This window comes from Puribacter membranae, from assembly GCF_055380425.1.
In genome coordinates this window covers 1,538,188-1,560,733 of sequence record NZ_AP040167.1, presented here as the reverse complement: position 1 = coordinate 1,560,733, position 22,546 = coordinate 1,538,188, and the positions used below count along the sequence as shown (strand labels likewise).

Sequence of the window (22,546 nt, the reverse complement as noted above, 5' to 3'; positions counted from 1 at the left end):
GTCGCTCACATCATCATGACACAACAACAGCGCGTCAACGCCCTATACGACGTCGGCGCCTCCGATTACGAAGCGCAGGATGGACACTCGATTGCCGCAGACGAATTCGACGCATGGGCGGCGGATTTGTCTGCGGTTTTTTCTATTGATGCGACTCATCGACGCGCCTTGGATTTGGGCGCAGGCACGGGGGTGTTTTCACGATTTTTGGCCAAACACGGATATGCCGTGACGGCAGTGGAGCCATCGGCGACGATGCTGGAGCATGCGCGTGTGCATGGCGACAACGCTGATTTGCCACCGATGGATTTTGTGGTGGGAGCGGCGGAGCAGTTGCAGGATTTGGGTTTGAGCGGGTTTGATTTGATCGCCGCGCGCCAGTCGGCGTGTTATTTCCCCGATCCGATCGCTACGTTTACTGATTTGCGCAGTCGTCTGAGTCCGGGCGGGCGTGTGTTGATCATCGAGGGTATTTGGTCGCGAACGAGCTGGTCGGATGATTCGTTGGTGGATGCTTTGCCTTTGGCGTGCGTGCAGACGCGTGCGACGCTGGCGTATATGCTGCGCTGCGCGGGTTTTGAAGAGGTGCAGGGCGATTGGTTGCATCGGGTCAATGCGTATCATGGACAAACCCATGGTGCGCCCGGCTCGCGTTATTTTTACTGGGCGAGTGTCGCGTAATAGCGTTTGTGACCTGAATTAGCGTGGGTCGTATGATCCGTACCAATAGATTGGTCGTTACACATAGCTGGGGGCTTGATGTCGAATATCATGGTTGGTGGTGAATGGCTGATCGTTTATTAACTATTTTATGGCCAATCGTTTTGGCTATTGTGGCCGCGATTTTGGTTCGATTTTTTGCCAAAAGCCGAGCAATTCAGCTCGCGCAATGGGCGGAATTTGCAGTGCTGAAGGTGCTTTTACCGCTGTTTGTCATCGAGTCGCTGAGGTTGGTGAATAAGCCTGCTGATTTTTTATTGGCTTTTGTGATCGGTTTTGCTTTGCCTTGTGTGGTGCTGTTGCTGGGACTTGGTTTGGCGCAGCGCACAGAGCGCTTTTCACCTGATTTGGCACTGATGAGTGCGACCTTTGGCGGGGGGAGCCGTGGCTCGATCATTATTTTGCTGTTGACGGCTTCGTCCGGGCGAATGTATGAGTATCTGAAGTGGTTTGTGTTCGTTGATTTGGGTAGTTTTGTGGCTTTGCTAACGGTGTTGACGGTATGGATCAGACGTTCGTATCGCAGCGCTGCATCTGTTTCGATTGTGGCCGGTCGTTGGCGGCAATTGCTCAATAATTATGCGGTGATTACGCTATTGGTTGTGGGTGTTTACTTCGCGGTGAGCGCGCACATTCCGCAGCTTGAACAGCTAATGTCGGCGACGCAAGCGGAGCGCAAGTGGTTGTTTTCTTTTTTGGCGTTTTTTGCTTTGTCCTTGCGTTTTCAAAAGGTGCGTTGGTTCAGCTTGGCTTACGATATGCTCGGTCTGTGGGTGGTACGTCTGCTTGCGGTATTGTCGATCATGGTGCTGGCAGTACGGTGGATTGATTGGACGCATCCTGTTTGGCTGGTGTTTGGGGTGTTGGCCGCCATGCCGCCGAGTTCTTTGCTGCCTGCCATGGTGGCACAGGCAGGTGCTACGTCGCAGCGCTTGGCTTATGTGAATGCGTTTTCGGGCATGATGAATGCGGTGTATTTGCTTTGGGTCGGATTGGCGATTTTGGCATCCGGTTTTTTGCAGTAGCCGATCGTCGTTTCTTTTCTCTATTTGGGTGGGCAAACCCACGCCGCCTCGTTTAAAATAGCGCATATTATTGGACAGACACTCGGGGTTTTTCTGCGAGTGTTTTTTATTGGATTTATGAGTAAGCAAACAAAAAACACCCTCAACCCCCAACAGCAGGCTGCCGTGGATTATATGGGCGGGCCGTGTCTGGTTCTGGCCGGTGCGGGCAGTGGTAAAACGGGGGTGATCACGCGCAAAATCGCGCATCTGATTCAGGATTGTGGTTACGAGGCCAAGCATATTTTGGCGGTGACCTTTACGAACAAGGCGGCCAAGGAGATGGCCGAGCGCGTGGCAAAGCTATTAGGCAATGTCTCGGATGCATCAATTAAAAATCTGAATATCTCAACCTTTCACTCCTTCGGCGTGAAATTTTTGCGCGCCGAGGGCAAGCATTTGGGTCTGAAGGAGAAATTTTCCATCCTTGATTCGGATGACTGTTTTTCAATTTTGCAGGAGTTGAGCGCCACCACGGACAAAGCCTTGCTCAAAGCCATGCAGGGCACGATTTCACTGTGGAAAAATGCGCAGGTCACGCCCGAGCAGGCGCTGCGTATCGCGGCCGATGAGCGCGAGTTGCAATTTGCGCGCGTGTATGTGAATTATAACGCGACGATACAGGCGTATCAGGCGGTGGATTTTGACGATTTGATTCGTTTGCCGGTGGAGTTGCTGCGCAGCAACGACGAGGTACGCGAGCGCTGGCAGACGAAAATCCGCTATATTTTGGTGGACGAGTATCAGGATACCAACACGGTGCAGTATGAGCTGATCAAGCTGCTGACCGGCACGCGCGCGATGTTCACCGCCGTGGGCGACGACGATCAGGCGATTTATGCGTGGCGCGGTGCGACCTTGGACAATTTGAAATTGTTGCAAACCGATTTTCCGCAGATCAAGGTGATCAAACTGGAGCAAAATTATCGCTCGACCGAGCGGATTTTGAATGCGGCCAACGCGGTGATTGCGAATAATCCGAAGCTGTTTGAGAAAAAACTGTGGTCGGAACACGGCGAGGGTGAGGCGATTCGCGTGATCCCGATGGAGAACGAGGAGCTGGAGGCGCAAAATGTGTTGATGCGACTGCAAGCGCACAAAATCTCGCATCAGGCGAAATTCTCCGATTACGCGATTTTGTACCGAGGCAATCATCAAGCGCGCGTATTCGAGCAGTTTTTGCGTAAGGAGCGCATTCCGTACGTGATGTCGGGTGGACAATCGTTTTTCGATCGCGCTGAAATTCGCGACCTGATGGCGTATTTTCGCCTGATGAACAATGTCAAGGATGATCCGGCCTTCATTCGCGCGGTGACTACGCCCAAGCGCGGTGTCGGCGCGGCCACATTAGAGCTGCTGGGCAACTATGCGGGCGAGCGCAACACTTCCCTATTTGAGGCGTTGTTTGAGTTGGGCTTTGCCAATCGCGCCACGCCACGGCAGTTGGAGCCTTTGCATGAATTTGGCGAGTTGATTAACACCTTTGAAGCGCGAGCCGAGCATGCCAAAGGCGAAGAGGCCGGCGCGCTGCTGGATGAGTTGCTCAAAACCATCGCCTATGAGCGTTATTTATACGACCACTTTGACGAGCGGCAAGCGCAGAGCAAATGGAGCAACGTCAGCGACTTCATTGGCTGGGTCAAACGCCGCGCGGTAGAAGACGATTTGGCGCTGTCTGCGGTGATTCAATCGATGGTGCTGATCAGCATGATGGACAAAGGCGAAGGCGAGGACAACGCGGTGCGGCTGTCCACACTGCACGCAGCCAAAGGGCTGGAATACCCACATGTGTTTTTGGTGGGCGTGGAGGAAGGGTTGCTGCCGCACATGCCGCGCGACGAGTTGCTCGAAAGCCCCTTGCGCATTGAGGAAGAGCGGCGGCTGATGTATGTCGGCATTACGCGCGCGCGCCTGAGTTTGCATATCACCTGGTGTCAAAAACGCCGCCGTGGGCGCGATTTTGAAAACCGCCAAGCCTCGCGTTTCATCAAAGAAATGCAACACGGTTTGCATGAACATGACAACCACTCCGCCAAACCGCAGATGACACCGAAACAGCGCATCGAAATGCTGAAAAATATGCTGGCCAAACAAGCGGGGCAGCAGGAGATTTTCCCCGAGGAAAAATAATGGCGATAGGCCAAAACGGCATGCCGAAACAATATATAAAAAAACGGGAAGCGAAGCTTCCCGTTGTTCTTGCTGAGTTAATTAACCTTCTTCGACCACTTCCTCCGTCACTTTGGGTGCGGAGCGCAGGATCAAAAACCCAGCGACACCGGCCAACAGTGAGGTAAGCAAGACGGTGATTTTTGACATTTGCACCGTCGCGGCATTATCAAAAGCCAGCAGCGTGATGAAAATCGACATGGTAAAACCAATCCCCGCCAAAAATCCGGTGCCGATGATGTGGCGCCAGTTGATCGAATCGGGTAATTTGGAAATGCCGAAGGCCACCGCAATCCAAGTCATCAACACCACGCCGATCGGTTTGCCGAGTAACAGACCGCTCATAATCCCCAAACTGTTGTCCGAACCCAGTCCGCTGAACCAGTTGCCCGACAAAATGATACCGGTATTGGCCAAGGCGAAAATCGGCATGATGATGAATGCGACCGGCTTATGCAGGGCGTGTTGCAAGTGATACGACGGCGAATGCTTGTCACCGTTGCCAAACGGAATGGCGAATGCCAACAGCACACCGGCCAAGGTCGCATGCACGCCCGAGCGCAACATGAAATACCACATGAAAATACCGGGGATGAAGTAGAACCACAAACGGGTGATGCCCATGCGGTTAAACACCAACAGCAGTACGTAAATCGCCATCGCCAAGCCAAAATAGGTGGCTGAGAAATCGCCCACATAAAACAGTGCAATGATCAAAATCGCACCCAAATCATCAATAATCGCCAGCGCCGTCAAGAAAATTTTCAAACTCATCGGCACGCGGTCGCCGAGCAGCGCCAAAACGCCGAGCGCAAACGCAATGTCGGTTGCCATCGGAATGCCGAAGCCGCCTTGGGTTGGCGTACCCGCATTGAAAAAATAGTGAAACCCTGCCGGAACCAGCATCCCGCCGATCGCTGCAAAAATCGGTAACATCGCATTGCGCAGATTGGATAATTCGCCAATGTAGATTTCGCGTTCCACTTCCAGCCCAATCAATAGGAAGAAAATCGCCATCAAGGCATCGTTAACCCAATGTTCCACCGACAGATTCAGATACACGCCGCCGGCGTTCGTACCGACTTTGGTTTGCCAAAATTCAACATAACTGCTGCCAATGCCTGAATTGGCGATCAGCAAAGAGATGATCGTCGCAATGATCAGAACGATACCGGATGATTGCTCATTCGATAAAAACTCTTTAAATAAATGGGTGACTTTTGTACGCATATTTATTGTTCTCCTTGATTTAATTTAAAGATTGCTGCGGCGGTTGTTTTCTAAAAACTCTTGCCGTTTGCGTTCACGTTCGGCTTTTTGTTCGGCTTTGATGCGCTGCTGTTCGGCGTGTTCGGCCATAATCTGTGCGCGGCTGTCGGGCGTTTCGAGGCTGATGCCGCCCAGCGCGCCATCGCGATAGTCTTGCAACAGCGTATGCGCGGCTTTCTCAAAATCAATTTTGCCGCCCTTGGCGCGATAGCCACGGTAGGCCGCGACTTGCTCAATCACGCCCACGTCGTCCAAATCAGCAGCCTGCGTGATTTTGTAACGCTGTTTCAGTGCTTGCGGATAGCGTGTACGCAATATTTCTGCGACAAAAATCGCTACTTCGTCCTCAAAATACGCATTCACGCCAATCGCGTGGCTGGCGGCGAGCATCAGACCGTCGCTGTCCAGCTCGATTTTCGGCCAGAGCATGCCCGGCGTATCGGTCAAAACCATGTCGCTGGATAATTCGATGCGCTGCTGGGTTTTTGTCACCGCCGGTTCGTCGCCGACATTGGCCACGCGCCGCTTGAGTAGGGCATTCATCAAAGTGGATTTGCCCACGTTGGGCACGCCCATAATCATCATGCGCAGCGGTTTGGTCGCGTCATTGCGGTGCGGCGCAAGCTGGCGACAGGTCGGCAGGATTTGTCCGACCGCGCCCGGATTTTTGGTGTTCATCGCAATGGCGCGGGTATTTTTCTGTGCGTTCAGCGCGTCCAGCCACTGTTGCGTCACCTTGCTGTCGGCCAAATCGGCTTTATTCAGGATTTTCAGACAGGGGCGCTGGCGAAACAGGCGCATTTCTTCTACCATCGGATTGCTCGAAGCCATCGGACAACGGGCGTCCACGACCTCAATCACCAAGTCGGTGATTTCCATGGTCTCGGCGGCCTTGTTGCGCGCCGAGTTCATGTGTCCGGGGAACCATTGAATTGCCATGCTGTTTGTCCGTGTTGAAAATTTAAGGGATGGGCGACGCACCATAATACGGTATCGTTGTTGATTTATTGTGAAGACGATTGAGAATCCTTTACAATTGATCCATGAATCTCAATTTAACGATACGTCGCCAATGGTGGATATGGGTTTTTGTACTGTTTATACTGTTGACAGCATTGAGCGTGATTCTGACAATCCGTGCAATTATACAGGATTACCCGCCCTATCGGTTGAGTGGCCATCTGACTGAAGTGCCGCTGGAGCAACGTGCAGCGCTGGTTTTGGGTGCAAAAACCAAAGATAATGTGATGTCGAATGCCTTGCGTGCGCGGGTTGATTACGCGATTGAGCTGTACCAAACAGGGCAAGTCGGCGCGGTGATTTTCACCGGCGGTTTTCGTGATAAAGATCCTGCGCGAGAGCAGTCGGAATCGGCTTTGGCGCGTGATTATGCGGTGCAGCGCGGCGTGCCGACGCAGCGCATTTGGATTGAGCAGCGCTCCACCACGACGCTGGAGAATCTGCGTGAGGCACAAGCCATTGTGAATGCGCAGGGTTTTGCGCAGGTGGCTTTGGTCAGTGATCGCTGGCATTTGGCGCGGGCGCAGGCGATGGCGCGCGATTTGGACTTGCCGGTGGTGCCTGCGCCGACGCCTTATTCGGTGTATCGCTCGCCGTGGCATCAGGCCAAATTTATTTGGCGCGAGTTGTGGACGCGCTGGGCGTATGCGGTGTTTGGTATTTGATTAAATTAAACAATAAACAATAGACAATAGAGGATACGATGCAGGAAATTATTCATGCCTTGCTGATTATTATGGGTTTTGGCGTTGTGTTCATCACGCTGATGTGGTGGGAAAATCGCGTGCTGATCCGGCAGGGTAAGGATGCGTACGATGTGCGTGAAACCTTGGCCAATATGATGAGCTCGGTGCTGTATAAGTCCACCGATGCGGTGTACATCATCCTATTTGTCGGGGCGCTGGCGACGTGGGTGCAGCATCACGGTTTGCAACTGGATATCCAATATCATTGGTGGACCTATGTGCTGATCTTCATTTTCCAAGATTTTTGTTTTTGGCTGTTTCATGTGGTGGCGCACAAAATGCGTTTTGCATGGGTGTCGCATAAAATTCACCACAGCTCGAATCATTTTAATTTCGGTGTGGCGTTGCGCCAGTCTTTGCTTGCACCGATTCCGCTGTTCGGCATCGGCTTTGTCGTCTGGGCGCCGTTTGCTTTTTTAGGCGTGGATTTTCGCGTGGTGGCGTTGTTGTATGAATTGAATTTGTTTTACCAGTTTTTCATTCATACGCGCGCGGTTGAGCGCTTGCCCAAGTGGTTTGAGTTGATTTTCAATACACCGTCGCATCACCGCGTGCATCATGGCTGTGGCGAAAAACAGATTGATTGCAATTACGCGGGCGTGTTCATTATTTGGGATCGGCTGTTTGGCACGTTTGTCGATGAGCGCGACGCGGGAACGATTGAATACGGCGTTAAAAGTCGTCCGGTGCGCACGAATCATGTGTTCGTGATGATTTTTGAGGAGCTGGCTGATTTAATCAAAACGATCTGGCGCAATAAGGATATTCGTTATCTGTGGCATCACCCCGATTGGTCGCCTTCTGAGTTACGGAAGAAATAATCACGGAAGAAATAAAAGAAACGGCAAGCACACGCTTGCCGTTTTTGTGGTCGATGCGTCGCTTTACCGTTTGCTGGCTTTGACAATCGGAATGCCCAATTGTTTGAGTTTGCGGTACAAATGTGTGCGTTCTAAGCCGGTGCGTTCGGCGACGCGGGTGATGTTGGCATTTTCCCGTTCCAGATGAAACTCGAAATAGATGCGCTCGAAGCGATCACGTGCTTCGCGTAAATCCAAGGTCAAGTCAATATTTGCCAACAACTGCTCGGTGGGTGAGAGTAAGGTGGTTTGTACCAAACCCGGTGCCGATTCGCCCAGAGTATGGGTTTGTGTCAGTGAAATCTCAGATGTGTCGGTGCTGTTGTTCAGGTGTTCGGCTGACTGTGCGCCGTGTTCCGCTTTGGCTTTGATCGACGGAGCAGACATCTGCGTGACGACTTCTTTGATGTCGGGCGCGGATGAACGCGAGAGGCCTTGCGCGACGGTGTGCAGCAGACGTTGCAACGTGATTGGCTTTTCCAAAAAGTCCAATGCGCCGATGCGCGTGGCTTCCACAGCGGTGTCTATGCTGGCGTGGCCGCTCATCATAACGACCGGCATGGTCAGTTGACCGTTGAGTGCCCATTCTTTGAGCAGGGTGACGCCGTCGGTGTCGGGCATCCAGATGTCCAGCAGTACCAAATCAGGACGCATGCGTTGGCGCACTTGTCTGGCTTGTTCGGCATTTTCCGCCAGTGTTACGACGTGACCTTCGTCATAGAGAATTTCTGAGAGCAACTCCCGAATGCCCATCTCATCGTCAACTACTAAAATGTTTGCCATGGTTGTACCGTTTTCTTACTGATCGTCATCTGCTGTTGATAGAGCGTTGATTGCATGGGTCGCATTATAGCAACTGTGCGCTCGTTGTGTGTGCGTCTTCGTGCGTGAGGTTGAGAAATAGTATACCAATTTGCGCTCCCAAAATCTGCCCGTCTTTGTCTTTTTCCACGATATTTTTGATGCGAATCTGTGCGTGGTGCGCATCAAGAATCTTTTTCACTATGGGTAAGCCCAGTCCTGTGCCGTGGGTTTTGTTGGAATTGTACGGCTCGAACATGCGTGCCAATACGGATTCGGCAAAGCCGCTGCCGTTGTCGCGGATGGTGAGTTTGACCGCCTGCGTCGGCATCAGGCTGTCCGCTTGCAAGGTGGTGGCTTCGGTCTGAATCTGGATGATCGGCAAGCCGTCGGCATTGCTCGGGTAGGCTTCGATGGCGTTTTTAATCAGGTTGTGCAGGATTTGGCGCAGTTGTTGTGCATCCGCCCAAATGCCGGGCAGTCCGGCTTCCAATTGCATTTCGATTCGGTAGCGTTGGTTTTGCCCGCTTTCATAGAGCGTGAGAATTTCTTCGATCAAATGGTTCAAATCGACATGGGCGAATTGTACTTCGGGCGTGCGCGCGTAGTCGCGGAATTCGTCCACCATGTTTTGCAGTGCGGCGACTTGATTGACGATGGTGCGCGTGCTTTTTTCGAGAAAGGCTTGGCCGTCGGTATCGAGTTTTTTCGACAGTTTGACATTCAGGCGCTCGGCGGAGAGTTGAATCGGCGTGAGCGGATTTTTGATTTCGTGTGCCAGACGACGCGCTACTTCACCCCACGCCAAGGTGCGCTGTGCGGAAATGATCGGCGTGACGTCGTCGCATACCAGCACCCAACTGTAGGTTTCGTCCTGTGCCAAAAAACGCGAGCCTTGAATCGATAGGGTCATGTCGTCGTGGTGCGGCGAGGCCGGATTGGCGAGCGATTGCTGAATGCGCCAAGCGTCGTTTTGCACACCGGTCTCCGGTGTCGATTGCGTCTGCATTTGATTTTCAATCGCCGATTGCAGCGCGGACAGCGGCTCGATGTCGCGCAGGTTTTGCTGCACGTATTGCGTCAAATCGGTGTGAAACATGCGTTGCGCGGTCTGGTTGAACGATTGCAGTTGCAGGTTTTGGTTGAATACCAGAACGCCGGATGAGAGGTTGTCCAGCACCGCTTCGGAGTAGGCTTTGGCCGATTCAAGCTCGTGCTGGTTGTGTGCCAAGGTTGTTTGGGTTACGTTGAGTTTTTGCGCCATGTCGCCGAAGGAGTCAACCAATTGCAGCATTTCGTCCGAGCCTTTGACGCGCTGCGGCACGAGGGCGTAATGTCCTGAAGCCACTTGGCGTGTGGCTTGCGCCAGCCAGAGAATCGGCTGAATCATGCGGTTCGCAATCAGGAATGCTGCAGCCAGTGCAGCCAGCAAAGTCACCAATAAAATGATGCCCAAGGTGACGCGATACAGTTGGCGCAGGCTGATGCGCGAGACTTCGGTGGCCTGATAGTCGCGCAGACCGTTTTGAATATCGCGCACGCGACTGGAGAAATCACTCGGCATGACCTTTTGCGCGTAAATCCAGCGGGTTGTCTGCGGCGTTTTGGCGGAGGTGCCGAGCGCTTGAATCGCGTGAATGTATTGGCGTGGTACGGCGGTGTCGTTCGGGTCGATGAGGTTGTCCGCATCGTCCTCTATCAATACCCACTGCGTGCCGACTTTGCTCAAAGTGTCTTGATTAAAGATGGGCAAATGCTGGGTGATATTGGCCTCATCGCTGCCGGTTTGGTCAATGCGCCAGGTGATGACGCCTTGTGCGTTGATGCCCAAAATGGTGCGCCAGCCGTTACTTTGCAGCCAAGCTTGCGCTTCGGCATTGTTGGGGTTGTTCAAGGCGTTGGGATTTTGGGTGACCAAACGCGCCAACTGCTCCTGCGTCAAATCGCGCGTGCGCAGCAGTCGATCACGGCCAAAATCAATACCGGCGTTGAGTGCGCTGTCGAGCTTTAAGCCAAACCATGAGTCGATGGTGCGCGAGACGAAGAGGGTGGAGATGAAGAACAGCAAGACGCTGGGAACCACGGCGAGCAAGACAAATGAAAAGGCAAAACGCGTCAGCAGCCGCGTACCGAAGACATTTTTACGCCAACGCTGAAACAGCCAGTAGCCGAGCATGAGCAGCAAGGCTGACATGGTGAAAATCACGGCGATGTTCAGGTACAGCAGAGTGGTGTAATTGTATGCGAACGAGTCGGTACTGCGCGTGGCCAATGCCAGTGCGATCAGCAGGGAGACGCCGAGCACGATAATCAGAACCAGCAGTGCTTTGAAATGTTTGGCCATATGCTAATCCGTCAGTTCCTGATTAGCGCGGTGTGAAATTGAAGGTATACCATCCCGAGTTCAAGCCCCAACCTTGGTTGGTCAGAGAGTTGAGCTGATAGGTGCGCGGCAGTCTGGAGGTGTTGAGGTTGATGCGTACCGAGCCTTCGAGCGGCTCGCCAGCACTGTACTGATTCGGCCAGAGCACGCGCCATTGGCTGACGCGGGAGACATTGAGCAGGGCTTCGTTGAGCGTGTTGTAGCGGTACTGATTGACGCCGGAATTGACGCGGTACTCGCGCGTGAGGCTGTTGAACGAAATGCGTTGTTCGCGGCTGGTGGATACTAAATTTTCGTTTGACCAATACCAACGCGGGCGATTGATTCGGAATTCCACTTGAAACGACACCGGTGTGCCGTGGTTGATCGCGTCCTGTAGCTGTTGTGGCATATTCAGACGAAAGTCGGCGTTGAGCGCGTAGACGCCATCGGATTGGCGTGTCATGGTGGCGTATTGGGTGGTGATGTCGGCGCGGGCGCTGCTTGCAGCGCCGAGCAAGCCGATAGACAGAATGAACGCGCAGACCAAACCGTACACGCTGTCGCGTGCCGCTTTGTGTCTGAGTGCCTTCATCCAAAACTGTGTCATTTCATCCGCTCAATGATCTCTGATTGATTCCGATGAGTCGCTATTCTGCCGCTCATCGGTATTGTATACGCCGTACTTTATCCAAGTGTATCGGTTTTTTCCAGCACAGCGTAAAAGAATCCATCGTGGTTGCGTGCCGCTTGCGTATTGGGCAATAGCTGACCGATGCGTTCGGTTTGCTGAAGTTGCGTCAATACGCTTGGGTACACGCGACGTGCGTTGGGCGTATGTTGCATAAACGTCTCAATAATGCCATCACATTCTGGTAGAAAAATGGAGCATGTGCAATACACCAAACGTCCGCCGACTGCCAATACTTTCCACATTGTACGCAAAAGTGCGCTCTGTTGTTGAGCCAAACTGTCTAAATCATCCGCTTGGCGCAGCCAGCGAATATCGGGGTGGCGGCGCACGATACCGCTGGCCGAACACGGCGCGTCGAGCAAAATACGTTCGAAGGGCTGACCATCCCACCACTGATGCACATTGTTTGCATCCACCACCAAAACCTGTGCGGATAAACCCAGACGATTCAGGTTGTCATGGATGCGCTGCGCGCGCGCGGGGTCTTTTTCAATCGCGGTCAAGGCAATGTCGTTGTATTGTTCCAACAAATGTGCGGTTTTGCCGCCCGGGGCGGCGCAAGCGTCCAGCACGCGTTGTCCTGCGCGAATATCCATCAACTGCGCGCTCAATTGCGCACCCGCATCCTGCACCGAGACTGCGCCTTTGGCAAACTCGGGCAAAGCCGTCACGGCGCAGGGCGTATCCAGCAACAAGGCCTGTGGCGACAAATCCGACGGTTGGCTGCCGTGACCGGCGGCGGTGAGCATGTCTTGATACTGCGGCACGCTGTATTGTTGCGTATTCACGCGCAAGGTCATCGGCGGATGGCTGTTGTTGATGCGCAAAATCGCTTGCCAATCGTTCGGATACTGCGCTTTGAGTAGGTCAATCAACCATTGCGGATGGTTGTAGCGCGCGACTTCGTTTTCTTGCGCCTGAGCCAGCCACGCCTCGCGCTCGCGCAGGAAGCGCCGCAAAATCGCGTTCACCATGCCTTTGGCGTGGGGTTTATTGTTGTCAATCGCCAACACGGCTTCGTTGACCAGCGTGAATTCGTTTTCTTCTTGCAACAACAGTTGCGTCAGCGCGACACAGAGCACGGCCTGAATCCATTCGGCAGGCGGGGTGGCAATGTGGTTTTTGAGCCAAAACTGCGTCGTGCCCCAGTGACGCAGTGCGTCAAAGGTCAGGCGTTGTACGTTCGGGCGTGCCTGCTCATCCATGCGAATCTGGGCAAACAGTTGTTGCAGGGAATAGCCTTCTCCCACCGCGACCAGCAAATGCGCCGCCCATGAAATCTGATAGGCCAATCCGCTCGGCGGCAGGCGGTAGACGTGCAGCTTGTCAATGTCCAAGCGGGCGCTGTCCGCGGGTTTCTCCGCATGGGTTGTGTTGGGGGTTCTGGTGTGAGCTCGCGCCGCAGTAGTCGCAGCAGAATTGCGAGGTTTATCGTATGTTCTGTTCTGTGGTTTTCCGCGCGCGCCGGTCGGAGCTGTTGCGCCTGCGGCATGATTTGTGCGAGGCGCATTCGGCTTTTTGGGTGCGTATTTCGCACCGCTGCGCAGCGGTTTTTTGGCTTTACCCTCGGTTGATTTTGTGGCAGGTTTGTCTTTCAGACTGAGGGTGCTGCGTTTGGATTCGGTGTTCATGTTGGCCTATTGAGTGGTTGGCAAGGTATTTTGCTGTTCAAAACCCCATTATAAATCACGCGGTTGCTTGTCAGGGATGTATTGTTGGGTGGATATTCCACGGAATCGGCTGAATCCACGGATGGCGCCGCACAGTTTGGGCTAAAATGCGCGCATGAAAACCGATACGAATACCTCAACCTCCTCTACTTTTTTCTGGCACGACTACGAAACCTTCGGCCTGTCGCCTGCCAAAGACCGCCCTGCGCAGTTCGCGGGCGTGCGCACCGATATGGATTTGAATGAAATTGGCGAGCCGCTGATGCTGTATTGCCAGTTGCCGACGGATTATTTGCCCTCGCCCGAATCGACACTGATTACCGGCATCACGCCGCAGTTGTGCAATGAGCGTGGCGTGCCGGAGCCGCAGTTTGCGCAGACGATTGTGCGTGAGTTGGCTGCGCCGGATACCATCGGCGTGGGTTATAACACGATTCGTTTTGATGATGAAGTGACGCGTTTTATGCTGTGGCGCAATTTGTTCCCGCCGTATAAACGCGAGTTTGAAAACGGTTGTAGCCGCTGGGATTTGATTGATGTGGTGCGCTGCGCGTATGCCTTGCGCCCCGAGGGGATTGTTTGGCCGACCGATGCGGAAACGGGGAAAACCAGTTTGCGTTTGGAGCATTTGACCGCGGCCAATGGCCTCGCGCATGAGAGTGCGCACGATGCGCTCTCGGATGTGCGTGCGACGATTGCGTTTGCGCGATTGTTAAGAAACACGCAACCGCGTCTGTTTGAATTTGCGCTGAAATTGCGGCAAAAAAAGGCGGTGCAGGACGAAATCGGCTGGCCGTTTGACTTAAAAAAATCACCGAAGCCGTTTTTGCATGTTTCGGGAATGTTTGGTGCGGAACGGCGCTACCTTGCGGTGGTGTATCCGCTTGCGCCGCATCCGACCAATAAAAACGAGTTGATTGTTTGGGATTTGGCCGCCGATCCGGCGCTGTTGCTGGGCTTGTCGGTGGCACAGATTCGCGAGCGCCTGTTCACGTCTGCGGCGGAGTTGGGCGAGCGCGGCTTGACGCGTTTACCGATCAAAACGATTCACATCAATAAATCACCCGTCGTGATTGCGCAGTTAAAGACCTTGAACGACACGCAGTCGGCCGCTTGTGGCGTGGATTGGGAAGCGGTGGAGCAGCACGAGTCGAACGCGGTTCGGCATTTTGCCGCGCTGCAAAAAATCGACTGGGCGGCGGTGTTTGAGCGTGAGTATGACGACGCGGGGCGCAGCGCCGAGGAAATGCTGTACGGCGGCGGTTTTGTACCGGACAGCGATTATCGCGCTGCGGAGCAGGCGATGGATGCGCAGCGTCAGCCACGAGACATGCAGCCGAATGGCAAGCAGCCGAATTTCAAAGACGCGCGTTTGGTCGAATTGTGGTGGTTGTACCGCGCGCGGCACTTCCCGCACACACTCTCGGCGGATGAGCAGGCGCGTTGGCACGACTGGCGCGCGCAGCGCCTGATCGGTGATGGGCAGATGGATGTGTGGCTGGCGCAGTTGAATGAATTGGGGCAACAGTACAGCGATCAGCCCGATCAATTAGCGCTGCTGCAAACCGTATATGAATACGGACAAAGCTTGGCCGACGGGCTGGAATAATCAATGAGGAGCAGGGATGGCAACCTTTGAACAAGTGGTCTTGCAGGCTGAACAACAGTTGACCCAAGCCGATTTGTATCACGGTCATGGCATGAGCAATGCCTACGATGAAGCGGTGTATGCGGCGCAGTTTTGTGCCGGTTTGCCAGTTGATTTAGAGCCGGATTGGCACACAGAATATCCGATGGATGCGCAAACGCGTTTGGAAAGCTTGGTCGCGATGCGCTGTCAGAGCAAAGTACCGCTGGCATATCTGACGCATGAAGCGTATTTATACGGCTACAAATTTTATGTCGATGAGCGCGTGATTGTGCCGCGCAGCTTCATTGCCGAAGTGATTCTGGATGAATTTGTACCGTGGGTGGATCCCGATGCGGTCACCGATATTCTGGAGCTATGCACCGGTTCGGGCTGTTTGGCGATCATGGCGGCGGATGTGTTTGCCGATGCGCAGGTCGATGCGGTGGATATCTCCGCCGACGCGTTGGCGGTCGCGCGGCAGAATGTCGCGCAGTACAAACTGACGGATCGGGTACAACTGATCGAATCGGATTTGTACCAAGCGATTCCGTCAGGGAAACAGTACGACATCATTTTTTCCAACCCGCCGTATGTGAACAGCAAAAGTATGGCGGCCTTGCCCGACGAATACCGTGCCGAGCCACACATCGCGCTGGCCGGTGGTGAAGACGGCATGGATTTGGTGCGCACGATTGTGGCGCAGGCGAAAAATTACCTCAAACCCAACGGTATTTTGGTGGTGGAAATCGGCAACGAGTACGAACACGCCATGCGCGCATTTTCACATCTCCCGCTGACGTGGCTCGATATCAGCGGTTCGGAGGACGGGGTGTTTTTGCTGACGTACAACGATTTACACAAAATATCGTGATTGGCTGAGTTGTTGTGACTACGACACAGAAAATGGCTCTATTGATATTGCATAAAATTCAGCATAATTAGGCCATTATTAACCAAATAACATGAGTGGAAGTTTTATGACAATTTCGCATTACATCAACGGGCAAACAGTCCGCTCCCCAAATTCACGCACCCAAGACGTATTCAATCCCGCGACGGGCGAAGTCACCGCTCAGGTGGCGTTGGCCGATGTGGCTGATGTAAACGCGGCGGTTGCGGCGGCAAAAGCGGCGTTCCCGAGCTGGTCGCACCAATCGGTGCTCAAACGCGCGCGCGTGATGTTTAAGTTTTACGAATTGCTCAATCAAAACGCGGAAAAATTGGCCGCATTGATTACACGCGAGCATGGGAAAGTATTCTCCGATGCGATGGGCGAGGTTCAGCGCGGCATTGAGGTGGTCGAGTTCGCCACCGGCATTCCGCAATTGATGAAAGGCGAGTACAACAGCCAAGTCGCGGCGGATTTTGATCTGTACAGCTTCCGCCAGCCGCTGGGCGTGTGCGCGGGGATTACACCGTTTAACTTCCCGGCGATGGTGCCGATGTGGATGTTCCCGATGGCGATTGCCTGTGGCAACACTTTTGTGCTGAAACCGTCCGAGCGCGATCCGTCGGCGAGTTTGTTTTTGGCTGATTTGCTCAAGCAAGCCGGCTTGCCTGATGGTGTGTTTAACGTGGTCAACGGCGATAAAGTTGCGGTCGATACCTTGCTCACGCATCCGGATGTGGCGGCTGTGAGCTTCGTCGGTTCCACGCCGATTGCGCAGTACATTTATGAAACGGCGGCTTCGCACGGCAAACGTGTGCAGGCGCTGGGCGGTGCGAAAAACCACATGATCGTCATGCCGGACGCGGATATGGATGCGGTGACCGATGCCTTGACCGGCGCGGCGTATGGCTCGGCGGGCGAACGCTGCATGGCGATTTCGGTTGCGGTGGTGGTGGGTGATGTGGCCGATGAGTTGGTCAATCGCTTGGCCGAACGTGCGCGCACCTTAAATATTGGCAATGGCATCAGCGCGGATAACAAAGACACCGGTAAAGACATGGGGCCGTTGATCACAGCGGCGCATAAAGCGAAAGTCGCGGGTTACATCGAGCAGGGCGAGAAAGAGGGCGCGACGCTGGTGGTCGATGGTCGTGCGCATCCGATTGTGAATGAGGCGGGGTATTTCCTGGGCGGTACGCTGTTTGACCACGTCACGCCGGAGATGACGATTTACAAAGAAGAAATTTTCGGCCCGGTGCTGTGCGTGGTGCGCGAACCGGATTTCGCCTCGGCATTGAAATTGATCAATGATCATGAATACGGCAACGGCACGAGTATTTACACCGCCGATGGTGCGGTGGCGCGTGCGTTCGTTGATGGCGTGCAAGTGGGCATGGTGGGCGTGAATGTGCCGATTCCGGTACCGCTCGCGTTCCACAGCTTTGGCGGCTGGAAACGCAGTTTGTTTGGTGACCATCATGTGTACGGCACGGAAGGCGTGCGTTTTTATACCAAGGTCAAGGCGGTATCGCAACGCTGGTCCAGCACGACGCAAAAAGGCAATGCCTTTATCATGCCGACCACCAGTTAAGGCACTACGGAAAAAGTAAAACCCTACTTTTTCCGTGCTTAGCATTGGAAATTTTGTCAGGGAAACCCTGACAAAATTTGAACAAAATCAAAATATTAAAATTGCGGATGCTGTCAGCTGTGCTTACCTATATCAATTCTTGAGCTGAAAAACATTTTATTCCGCGTTTTCTTAAATCGGTTTGAATGAACTCGCCCGCTCATCTCAGATGAGCGGGTTTTTATGCTTGATCGTGCGCTCAGGAGTCACTGAGCATTATTCGCCCGGGCAATGCTCGCGTGCTTCGTCCGCTGATGTGATTAATTTGAGCTGCTTGTGCGCGTCACGCAGGGCGGTGCGCAGACCTTCCTCGATCACCGGATGGTAAAACGGCATGTCGAGCATGTGCTGGATGGTCATTTTTTGCTGATGCGCCCATGCGAGCAGGTGCGCGATGTGTTCCGCCGCAGGGCCGACCATTTCCGCTCCTAAAAATAAACCTGTGCCTTGCTGGGCATACACGCGGAGGTGGCCTTTGTTTTTCAACATCACGCGGCTGCGCCCTTGGTTGCGGAAGGATACCTCGCCGATCAGAACTTCATTCGGGAGGTCAAATTGTGCTGCCAGTTGCGCAAAACGCGTGCCGACCACGGCAATTTGCGGATCGCTGAACACCACGGCGATCGGGCTGCGGCGCAAGCCCGGCTCTATGTTAGGAAAGCCGCCCGCATTATGACCGGCGATGCGCGCTTGGTCGCTCGCTTCGTGCAGCAGGGGCAATTGATTAGAGGCGTCACCGGCGATAAAAATGTGCGGGATGCTGGTTTGCATGGTCAACGGATCGGCTTTGGGTACGCCACGCTCCATTTCAATGTTTAAATGTTCCAGACCGATGTTGTCCGTGTTCGGCGTGCGTCCTGTCGCGGCCAGTAGGTAATCCGCCGTGATTTGGTGACTTTGATCATTCTCCTCGAACTGCACCACCACTTGCCCCTGTTCGTCCAAATCTACATGGGTTTTCGTGTTCAAATGCAGGTTCAATTCTTCGTGAAAAATGGTTTTGGCTTCGGCCAATACCACGGGATCGGTGATGCCGCCCAAATTGCCGCTGCGACCAAAAATATCCACCTGTACACCCAGTCGCGCGAGTGCTTGCCCCAGTTCCAAGCCGATGATGCCTTGTCCAAACACCGCTACCCGTTTGGGCAAAGTGTTCCAGTCAAAGACATCGTCGTTGACAATCAATTTGTCGCCCAGCGCCTGCCATTCGGGCAGGATGTGCGGGCGTGAACCGGTAGCGATCACGATGCGCTTGGCGTGGATGCGCGTGTGTTCGTCCACTTGGATGGTGTGCGCGTCAATGAATTGGGCAGTCCCCATGATGCGTTTGTCCGCCGGCCATTCCTCAACATCGCTCACGACAAAACCGACAAAGCGGTCGCGCTCGGATTTCACACGGCTCATGACTTCTGTACCGTCAATGCGAACCGCACCCTCAATATGTACGCCAAACGGTGCGGTGTGCTGCGCCTGATGCGCGGCTTCAGCCGCAGCAATCAGTAGTTTTGACGGCATACAGCCGACGCGCGCGCAAGTCGTGCCAAAGGCGTGGTTTTCAATTAAATACACATTCTCTGTATGGGCGCGTGCGGCGCGATACGCGCCCATTCCCGCCGTTCCGCCACCTAAAATCACCACTTCTGCATGGATTGTTTTCATACGAACTCCCTCATTTTTATTGATATCAATCGTGTTTAGTTGGTTTCATCATACAGACCTTGTCAAGAGGGAATGTGGAGTCAAGCGCATCAAATGCCCGCAATAAGCATCCGGCCATGTGTGCTAAAATGCCCGCCTCATTTGAAACAGGCTCAACAGGGAATTAACCCGGCCTTCCTCTTGCTAAGGACGATGACATGAAAACCGAACTATTACTTCCAGCGGGTACGCTGGACAAGATGCGTGCCGCCTATGATTTTGGCGCCGACGCCGTATATGCGGGGCAACCACGCTATTCGCTGCGCGCGCGCAACAATGAATTCAAGCTCGATGCACTGAAAACGGGTATCGCTGAGGCGCACGCACGCGGCAAAAAATTCTACGTCGCTTCCAATCTGCTGCCGCACAACAGCAAAATCAAAACCTATATGGCCGACATTGAGCCGGTGATCGCCATGAAGCCCGACGCGTTGATTATGGCCGATCCGGGTTTGATCATGATGGTGCGCGAAAAGTGGCCGGAGCAGGCGATTCACCTGTCCGTTCAGGCCAATACGGTCAATTACGCGGCCGTGAAATTTTGGCAAAAAATGGGCGTGTCGCGCATCATTTTGTCGCGCGAATTGTCGATCGATGAAATCGCCGAAATTCGCCAAGAATGCCCCGATATGGAGCTGGAAGTGTTTGTGCACGGCGCACTGTGCATTGCCTATTCAGGGCGTTGCCTGCTATCCGGTTACTTCAACCACCGCGACCCGAATCAAGGCACCTGCACCAATTCATGTCGCTGGGACTACAAAATGCACGACACCGCCGACACCGACGCGGGCGATGTGCAGAAAATCAATTTTGACGTGCAACAAGCGTGGGATGAAGCCAATGACAGCTTCTCCTCCACCGAAATCAAACGCCATCCGCTCGCCAATAAAGTCTATCTGATCGAAGAGGCCACGCGCGTCGGCGAAATGATGCCGATTATGGAGGACGAACACGGTACCTACATCATGAACTCAAAAGATTTGCGCGCGGTACAACACGTCGAAAAATTGATCAAGATCGGCGTGGATTCGCTCAAAATCGAAGGCCGCACCAAATCTTTGTACTACGTCGCACGCACGGCGCAGACCTACCGTCGCGCGATTGACGATGCGCTCGCCGGTCGTCCGTTCAACCCCGAGCTATACGCGGAACTCGAAGGGCTGGCCAATCGCGGCTACACCGATGGTTTCCTTGAGCGTCACCAATCGCACGAGATGCAAAACTACGTTAGCGGCTATTCCAGCGCGAAAACCAGCCAATACGTCGGCGATGTCATGAGCGTAGACGCCGATGGCTGGGCAACCATTGACGTGAAAAATAAATTCCGCGTGGGCGATACGCTCGAAATCATCCATCCGTCGGGCAATCAAATCGTGACCTTGGGCGAAATGCGCAAAGAAGGCATTGCGGTACAGGAAGCCGCCGGAGGCGGACACATTGTCGCGATTCCGAATATGCAAGGCAAAGACAAAGCGCTGTTGACCGTGATTCTGTAATGGCCATAAACAGACACTCAAACATTGCCAAATACCAACATTGCTCAAGATCATTCGGATTTAATTGACTTGAGCGATGGTTTTTAACTATAATTACGGTCTATTTTGCACTCAGGGTCAAACCAGTGTGAGATTAGGAGACGTGGCCGAGAGGTCGAAGGCACTTCCCTGCTAAGGAAGCATATGGGCTTAAACCTGTATCGAGGGTTCGAATCCCTCCGTCTCCGCCAGTTAGCGATTGCGGTGATTGCTGTTTGGCAATCACCGTTTTCTTTCTTACCCTACCGGCAACGACGCGTCGGAGGGTTTTTATCCACAAGGAGAATCTATGCGTCATTATGAAATTGTACTGATCGTACATCCTGACCAAAGCGAGCAAGTCCCTGCGATGATGGAGCGTTACACGACTCAAATCACTGCGGCAGGCGGCAAAGTGGATCGCTTTGAAGACTGGGGTCGCCGTCAATTGGCTTACCCGATTCAAAAATTGGCCAAAGCACATTACCTGTGCTGGAACATCGAATGCTCGCAAGAGACATTGGATGAGTTGGAGCACAACTTGCGCTTTAATGATGCGATCTTGCGTCATTTGACTGTTAAGTTGGACAAAGCCGAAACTGGCGCGTCTGTGATGCTCAAGTCAACTGAGAAAGCCGCTGAAAAGTCTGCTGACAAACCAGTTGCTTCAGCCGAAGAATCTGCTCAGTAATATGTGACGGCTGATGAGCGCGTCGCACGTAAATCGATTGACATTAGAAGCGTGTTTGGTGGACAAAACACCGATGCGCAAAAATTTAGCCGGTTGTCCGATTGTCGAGTTGGTGTTAACGCACGATTCGATGCAAACAGAAGTCGGAAGCCCGCGCCAAACCCAGTTTGAAATTGCCGCTGTGGCAATGGGGGATGCGGCGGTGGCGGTGGATGCTTGTACGGTGGGTGCATACTACAAGGTACAAGGATTTTTAAACCGCAAAAGCTTAAAAAGTGTCAAATTACGGTTGCACATCACGCACATCAGCCCGGTGATTGATTAATTGAAATTTTTGAAAAAGGAAATGCATCATGGCAGCTCCACGTAGCAAAAACGGTCGTCCAGAACGCCGTCAACAACAAAACCCATTGTTCAAACGCAAACGCGTATGCCGTTTCACCGTTGCCGGTGTTGAACAAATCGACTACAAAGATGTTGATACATTAAAAGATTTTATCGCTGAAAACGGCAAAATCATTCCGGCGCGCTTGACCGGTACTCGCGCGATTTATCAACGTCAGTTGAACACTGCCATCAAACGTGCGCGTTTCTTGGCTCTGTTGCCATACTGCGACAACCACAAATAATGCTCGCGTATTGGATAACGAAAGGATAAATCATGCAAATTATTTTATTGGAAAAAGTATTGAACGTTGGCCAATTGGGCGACGTGGTCAAAGTCAAAGACGGTTACGCGCGTAACTATTTGATTCCTCAAGGTAAAGCGCGTCGTGCGACCAAAACAGCGATGGCTGAGTTTGAAGCGCGTCGTGCAGAGCTGGAAAAAGTTCAAGCCGAAAAATTGGTGGCGGCGCAAGCAGTTGCTGAAAAATTGGAAGGCGAGAGCATTGAGATCGCTTCTAAAGCGGGCGTAGATGGTCGTTTGTTCGGCTCGATCACCAATGCGGATATCGCTGAAGCATTGAAAGCCAAAGGCTTTGAAGTGACTAAATCACAAGTTCGCGTGATCGAAGGCAATGTGAAAGCCGTCGGCGCATACTCAGTGGCTGTGGCTTTGTTTACCGATGTGAACGCAACCATCGCTTTGAACGTTGTTCCTGAATTGGCTTAATATCC

The 22,546-nt window shown here is 53.2% G+C and carries 20 protein-coding genes and 1 tRNA gene; 14 read left to right on the top strand and 7 right to left on the bottom strand.

What is annotated here, in order from left to right:
* The first annotated feature begins 15 nt into the window (after positions 1–15).
* The 3 genes from ACZ41M_RS07520 to ACZ41M_RS07510 all read left to right on the top strand — a co-directional run bounded on the left by ACZ41M_RS07520 (position 16) and on the right by ACZ41M_RS07510 (position 3,914).
* Positions 16–681 carry a class I SAM-dependent methyltransferase gene (locus tag ACZ41M_RS07520; RefSeq protein ID WP_464731750.1) on the top strand — a complete coding sequence of 222 codons (666 nt, stop codon included), beginning with the start codon at positions 16–18 and terminating at the stop codon, positions 679–681.
* Positions 682–785: 104 nt separating this feature from the next.
* On the top strand, positions 786–1,745 hold the full coding sequence (locus ACZ41M_RS07515; protein ID WP_464731751.1) for a hypothetical protein: 960 nt from the start codon (positions 786–788) through the stop codon (positions 1,743–1,745).
* A gap of 117 nt (positions 1,746–1,862) precedes the next feature.
* Entirely contained in the window at positions 1,863–3,914 is a 2,052-nt protein-coding gene (locus tag ACZ41M_RS07510) for a UvrD-helicase domain-containing protein (protein WP_464731752.1), read from the top strand.
* Between the two features lie 81 nt (positions 3,915–3,995).
* Here the strand turns inward: ACZ41M_RS07510 and nhaA are convergent, their stop codons facing one another.
* Together nhaA and ylqF are read right to left on the bottom strand one after the other, a co-directional pair.
* Complete coding sequence (nhaA, locus tag ACZ41M_RS07505) at positions 3,996–5,183, bottom strand: Na+/H+ antiporter NhaA (RefSeq protein WP_464731753.1); 1,188 nt, start codon at positions 5,181–5,183, stop codon at positions 3,996–3,998.
* A gap of 24 nt (positions 5,184–5,207) precedes the next feature.
* Positions 5,208–6,161 carry a ribosome biogenesis GTPase YlqF gene (ylqF, locus tag ACZ41M_RS07500; protein ID WP_464731754.1) on the bottom strand — a complete coding sequence of 318 codons (954 nt, stop codon included), beginning with the start codon at positions 6,159–6,161 and terminating at the stop codon, positions 5,208–5,210.
* A 104-nt stretch (positions 6,162–6,265) separates the two neighbouring features.
* Here ylqF and ACZ41M_RS07495 point away from each other — a divergent pair, with 104 nt between their 5' ends.
* Both ACZ41M_RS07495 and ACZ41M_RS07490 read left to right on the top strand, forming a co-directional pair.
* Positions 6,266–6,907 carry a YdcF family protein gene (locus ACZ41M_RS07495; protein WP_464737489.1) on the top strand — a complete coding sequence of 214 codons (642 nt, stop codon included), beginning with the start codon at positions 6,266–6,268 and terminating at the stop codon, positions 6,905–6,907.
* A 38-nt stretch (positions 6,908–6,945) separates the two neighbouring features.
* Positions 6,946–7,809, top strand: a complete 864-nt coding sequence (locus ACZ41M_RS07490) for a sterol desaturase family protein (protein WP_464731756.1) — start codon at positions 6,946–6,948, stop codon at positions 7,807–7,809.
* Positions 7,810–7,872: 63 nt separating this feature from the next.
* On the opposite strand, the gene ACZ41M_RS07485 is transcribed toward ACZ41M_RS07490, so the two are convergent.
* From ACZ41M_RS07485 to rsmB, 4 genes are all read right to left on the bottom strand, one after another.
* Positions 7,873–8,631 (bottom strand): response regulator, encoded by a 759-nt coding sequence (locus tag ACZ41M_RS07485; protein ID WP_464731757.1) that lies wholly within the window; start codon positions 8,629–8,631, stop codon positions 7,873–7,875.
* Positions 8,632–8,695: 64 nt separating this feature from the next.
* Positions 8,696–10,993, bottom strand: coding sequence for a sensor histidine kinase (locus ACZ41M_RS07480; protein ID WP_464731758.1), 2,298 nt, complete (start codon positions 10,991–10,993; stop codon positions 8,696–8,698).
* A 22-nt stretch (positions 10,994–11,015) separates the two neighbouring features.
* Positions 11,016–11,606 (bottom strand): DUF4390 domain-containing protein, encoded by a 591-nt coding sequence (locus ACZ41M_RS07475; RefSeq protein WP_464731759.1) that lies wholly within the window; start codon positions 11,604–11,606, stop codon positions 11,016–11,018.
* Positions 11,607–11,698: 92 nt separating this feature from the next.
* The gene (gene rsmB / locus ACZ41M_RS07470) at positions 11,699–13,336 is read right to left on the bottom strand and encodes a 16S rRNA (cytosine(967)-C(5))-methyltransferase RsmB (RefSeq protein WP_464731760.1); all 1,638 of its coding nucleotides are present in this window, start codon (positions 13,334–13,336) and stop codon (positions 11,699–11,701) included.
* A 154-nt stretch (positions 13,337–13,490) separates the two neighbouring features.
* On the opposite strand from rsmB, the gene sbcB reads away from it, so the two are divergent.
* The 3 genes from sbcB to ACZ41M_RS07455 all read left to right on the top strand — a co-directional run bounded on the left by sbcB (position 13,491) and on the right by ACZ41M_RS07455 (position 17,485).
* The gene (sbcB, locus tag ACZ41M_RS07465; RefSeq protein ID WP_464731761.1) at positions 13,491–14,984 is read left to right on the top strand and encodes an exodeoxyribonuclease I; all 1,494 of its coding nucleotides are present in this window, start codon (positions 13,491–13,493) and stop codon (positions 14,982–14,984) included.
* Positions 14,985–15,000: 16 nt separating this feature from the next.
* The gene (gene prmB / locus ACZ41M_RS07460; protein WP_464731762.1) at positions 15,001–15,876 is read left to right on the top strand and encodes a 50S ribosomal protein L3 N(5)-glutamine methyltransferase; all 876 of its coding nucleotides are present in this window, start codon (positions 15,001–15,003) and stop codon (positions 15,874–15,876) included.
* Positions 15,877–15,982: 106 nt separating this feature from the next.
* Complete coding sequence (locus ACZ41M_RS07455; protein ID WP_464731763.1) at positions 15,983–17,485, top strand: CoA-acylating methylmalonate-semialdehyde dehydrogenase; 1,503 nt, start codon at positions 15,983–15,985, stop codon at positions 17,483–17,485.
* Positions 17,486–17,740: 255 nt separating this feature from the next.
* On the opposite strand, the gene ACZ41M_RS07450 is transcribed toward ACZ41M_RS07455, so the two are convergent.
* The gene (locus ACZ41M_RS07450) at positions 17,741–19,183 is read right to left on the bottom strand and encodes a dihydrolipoyl dehydrogenase (protein ID WP_464731764.1); all 1,443 of its coding nucleotides are present in this window, start codon (positions 19,181–19,183) and stop codon (positions 17,741–17,743) included.
* Positions 19,184–19,380: 197 nt separating this feature from the next.
* Here ACZ41M_RS07450 and trhP point away from each other — a divergent pair, with 197 nt between their 5' ends.
* The 6 genes from trhP (at position 19,381) to rplI (ending at position 22,541) form a co-directional block, all read left to right on the top strand.
* Positions 19,381–20,718: a prephenate-dependent tRNA uridine(34) hydroxylase TrhP gene (gene trhP, locus ACZ41M_RS07445; protein ID WP_464731765.1), complete on the top strand. Its 1,338-nt coding sequence runs from the start codon at positions 19,381–19,383 to the stop codon at positions 20,716–20,718.
* Between the two features lie 136 nt (positions 20,719–20,854).
* Positions 20,855–20,948, top strand: a tRNA-Ser gene (locus ACZ41M_RS07440).
* Positions 20,949–21,046: 98 nt separating this feature from the next.
* The gene (gene rpsF, locus ACZ41M_RS07435; protein ID WP_464731766.1) at positions 21,047–21,427 is read left to right on the top strand and encodes a 30S ribosomal protein S6; all 381 of its coding nucleotides are present in this window, start codon (positions 21,047–21,049) and stop codon (positions 21,425–21,427) included.
* Positions 21,428–21,440: 13 nt separating this feature from the next.
* Positions 21,441–21,752 (top strand): primosomal replication protein N, encoded by a 312-nt coding sequence (gene priB / locus ACZ41M_RS07430; protein ID WP_464731767.1) that lies wholly within the window; start codon positions 21,441–21,443, stop codon positions 21,750–21,752.
* A 28-nt stretch (positions 21,753–21,780) separates the two neighbouring features.
* Positions 21,781–22,056: a 30S ribosomal protein S18 gene (rpsR, locus tag ACZ41M_RS07425; protein WP_464731768.1), complete on the top strand. Its 276-nt coding sequence runs from the start codon at positions 21,781–21,783 to the stop codon at positions 22,054–22,056.
* 32 nt (positions 22,057–22,088) lie between these two features.
* Positions 22,089–22,541: a 50S ribosomal protein L9 gene (gene rplI, locus ACZ41M_RS07420; protein WP_464731769.1), complete on the top strand. Its 453-nt coding sequence runs from the start codon at positions 22,089–22,091 to the stop codon at positions 22,539–22,541.
* Positions 22,542–22,546 lie beyond the last annotated feature (5 nt).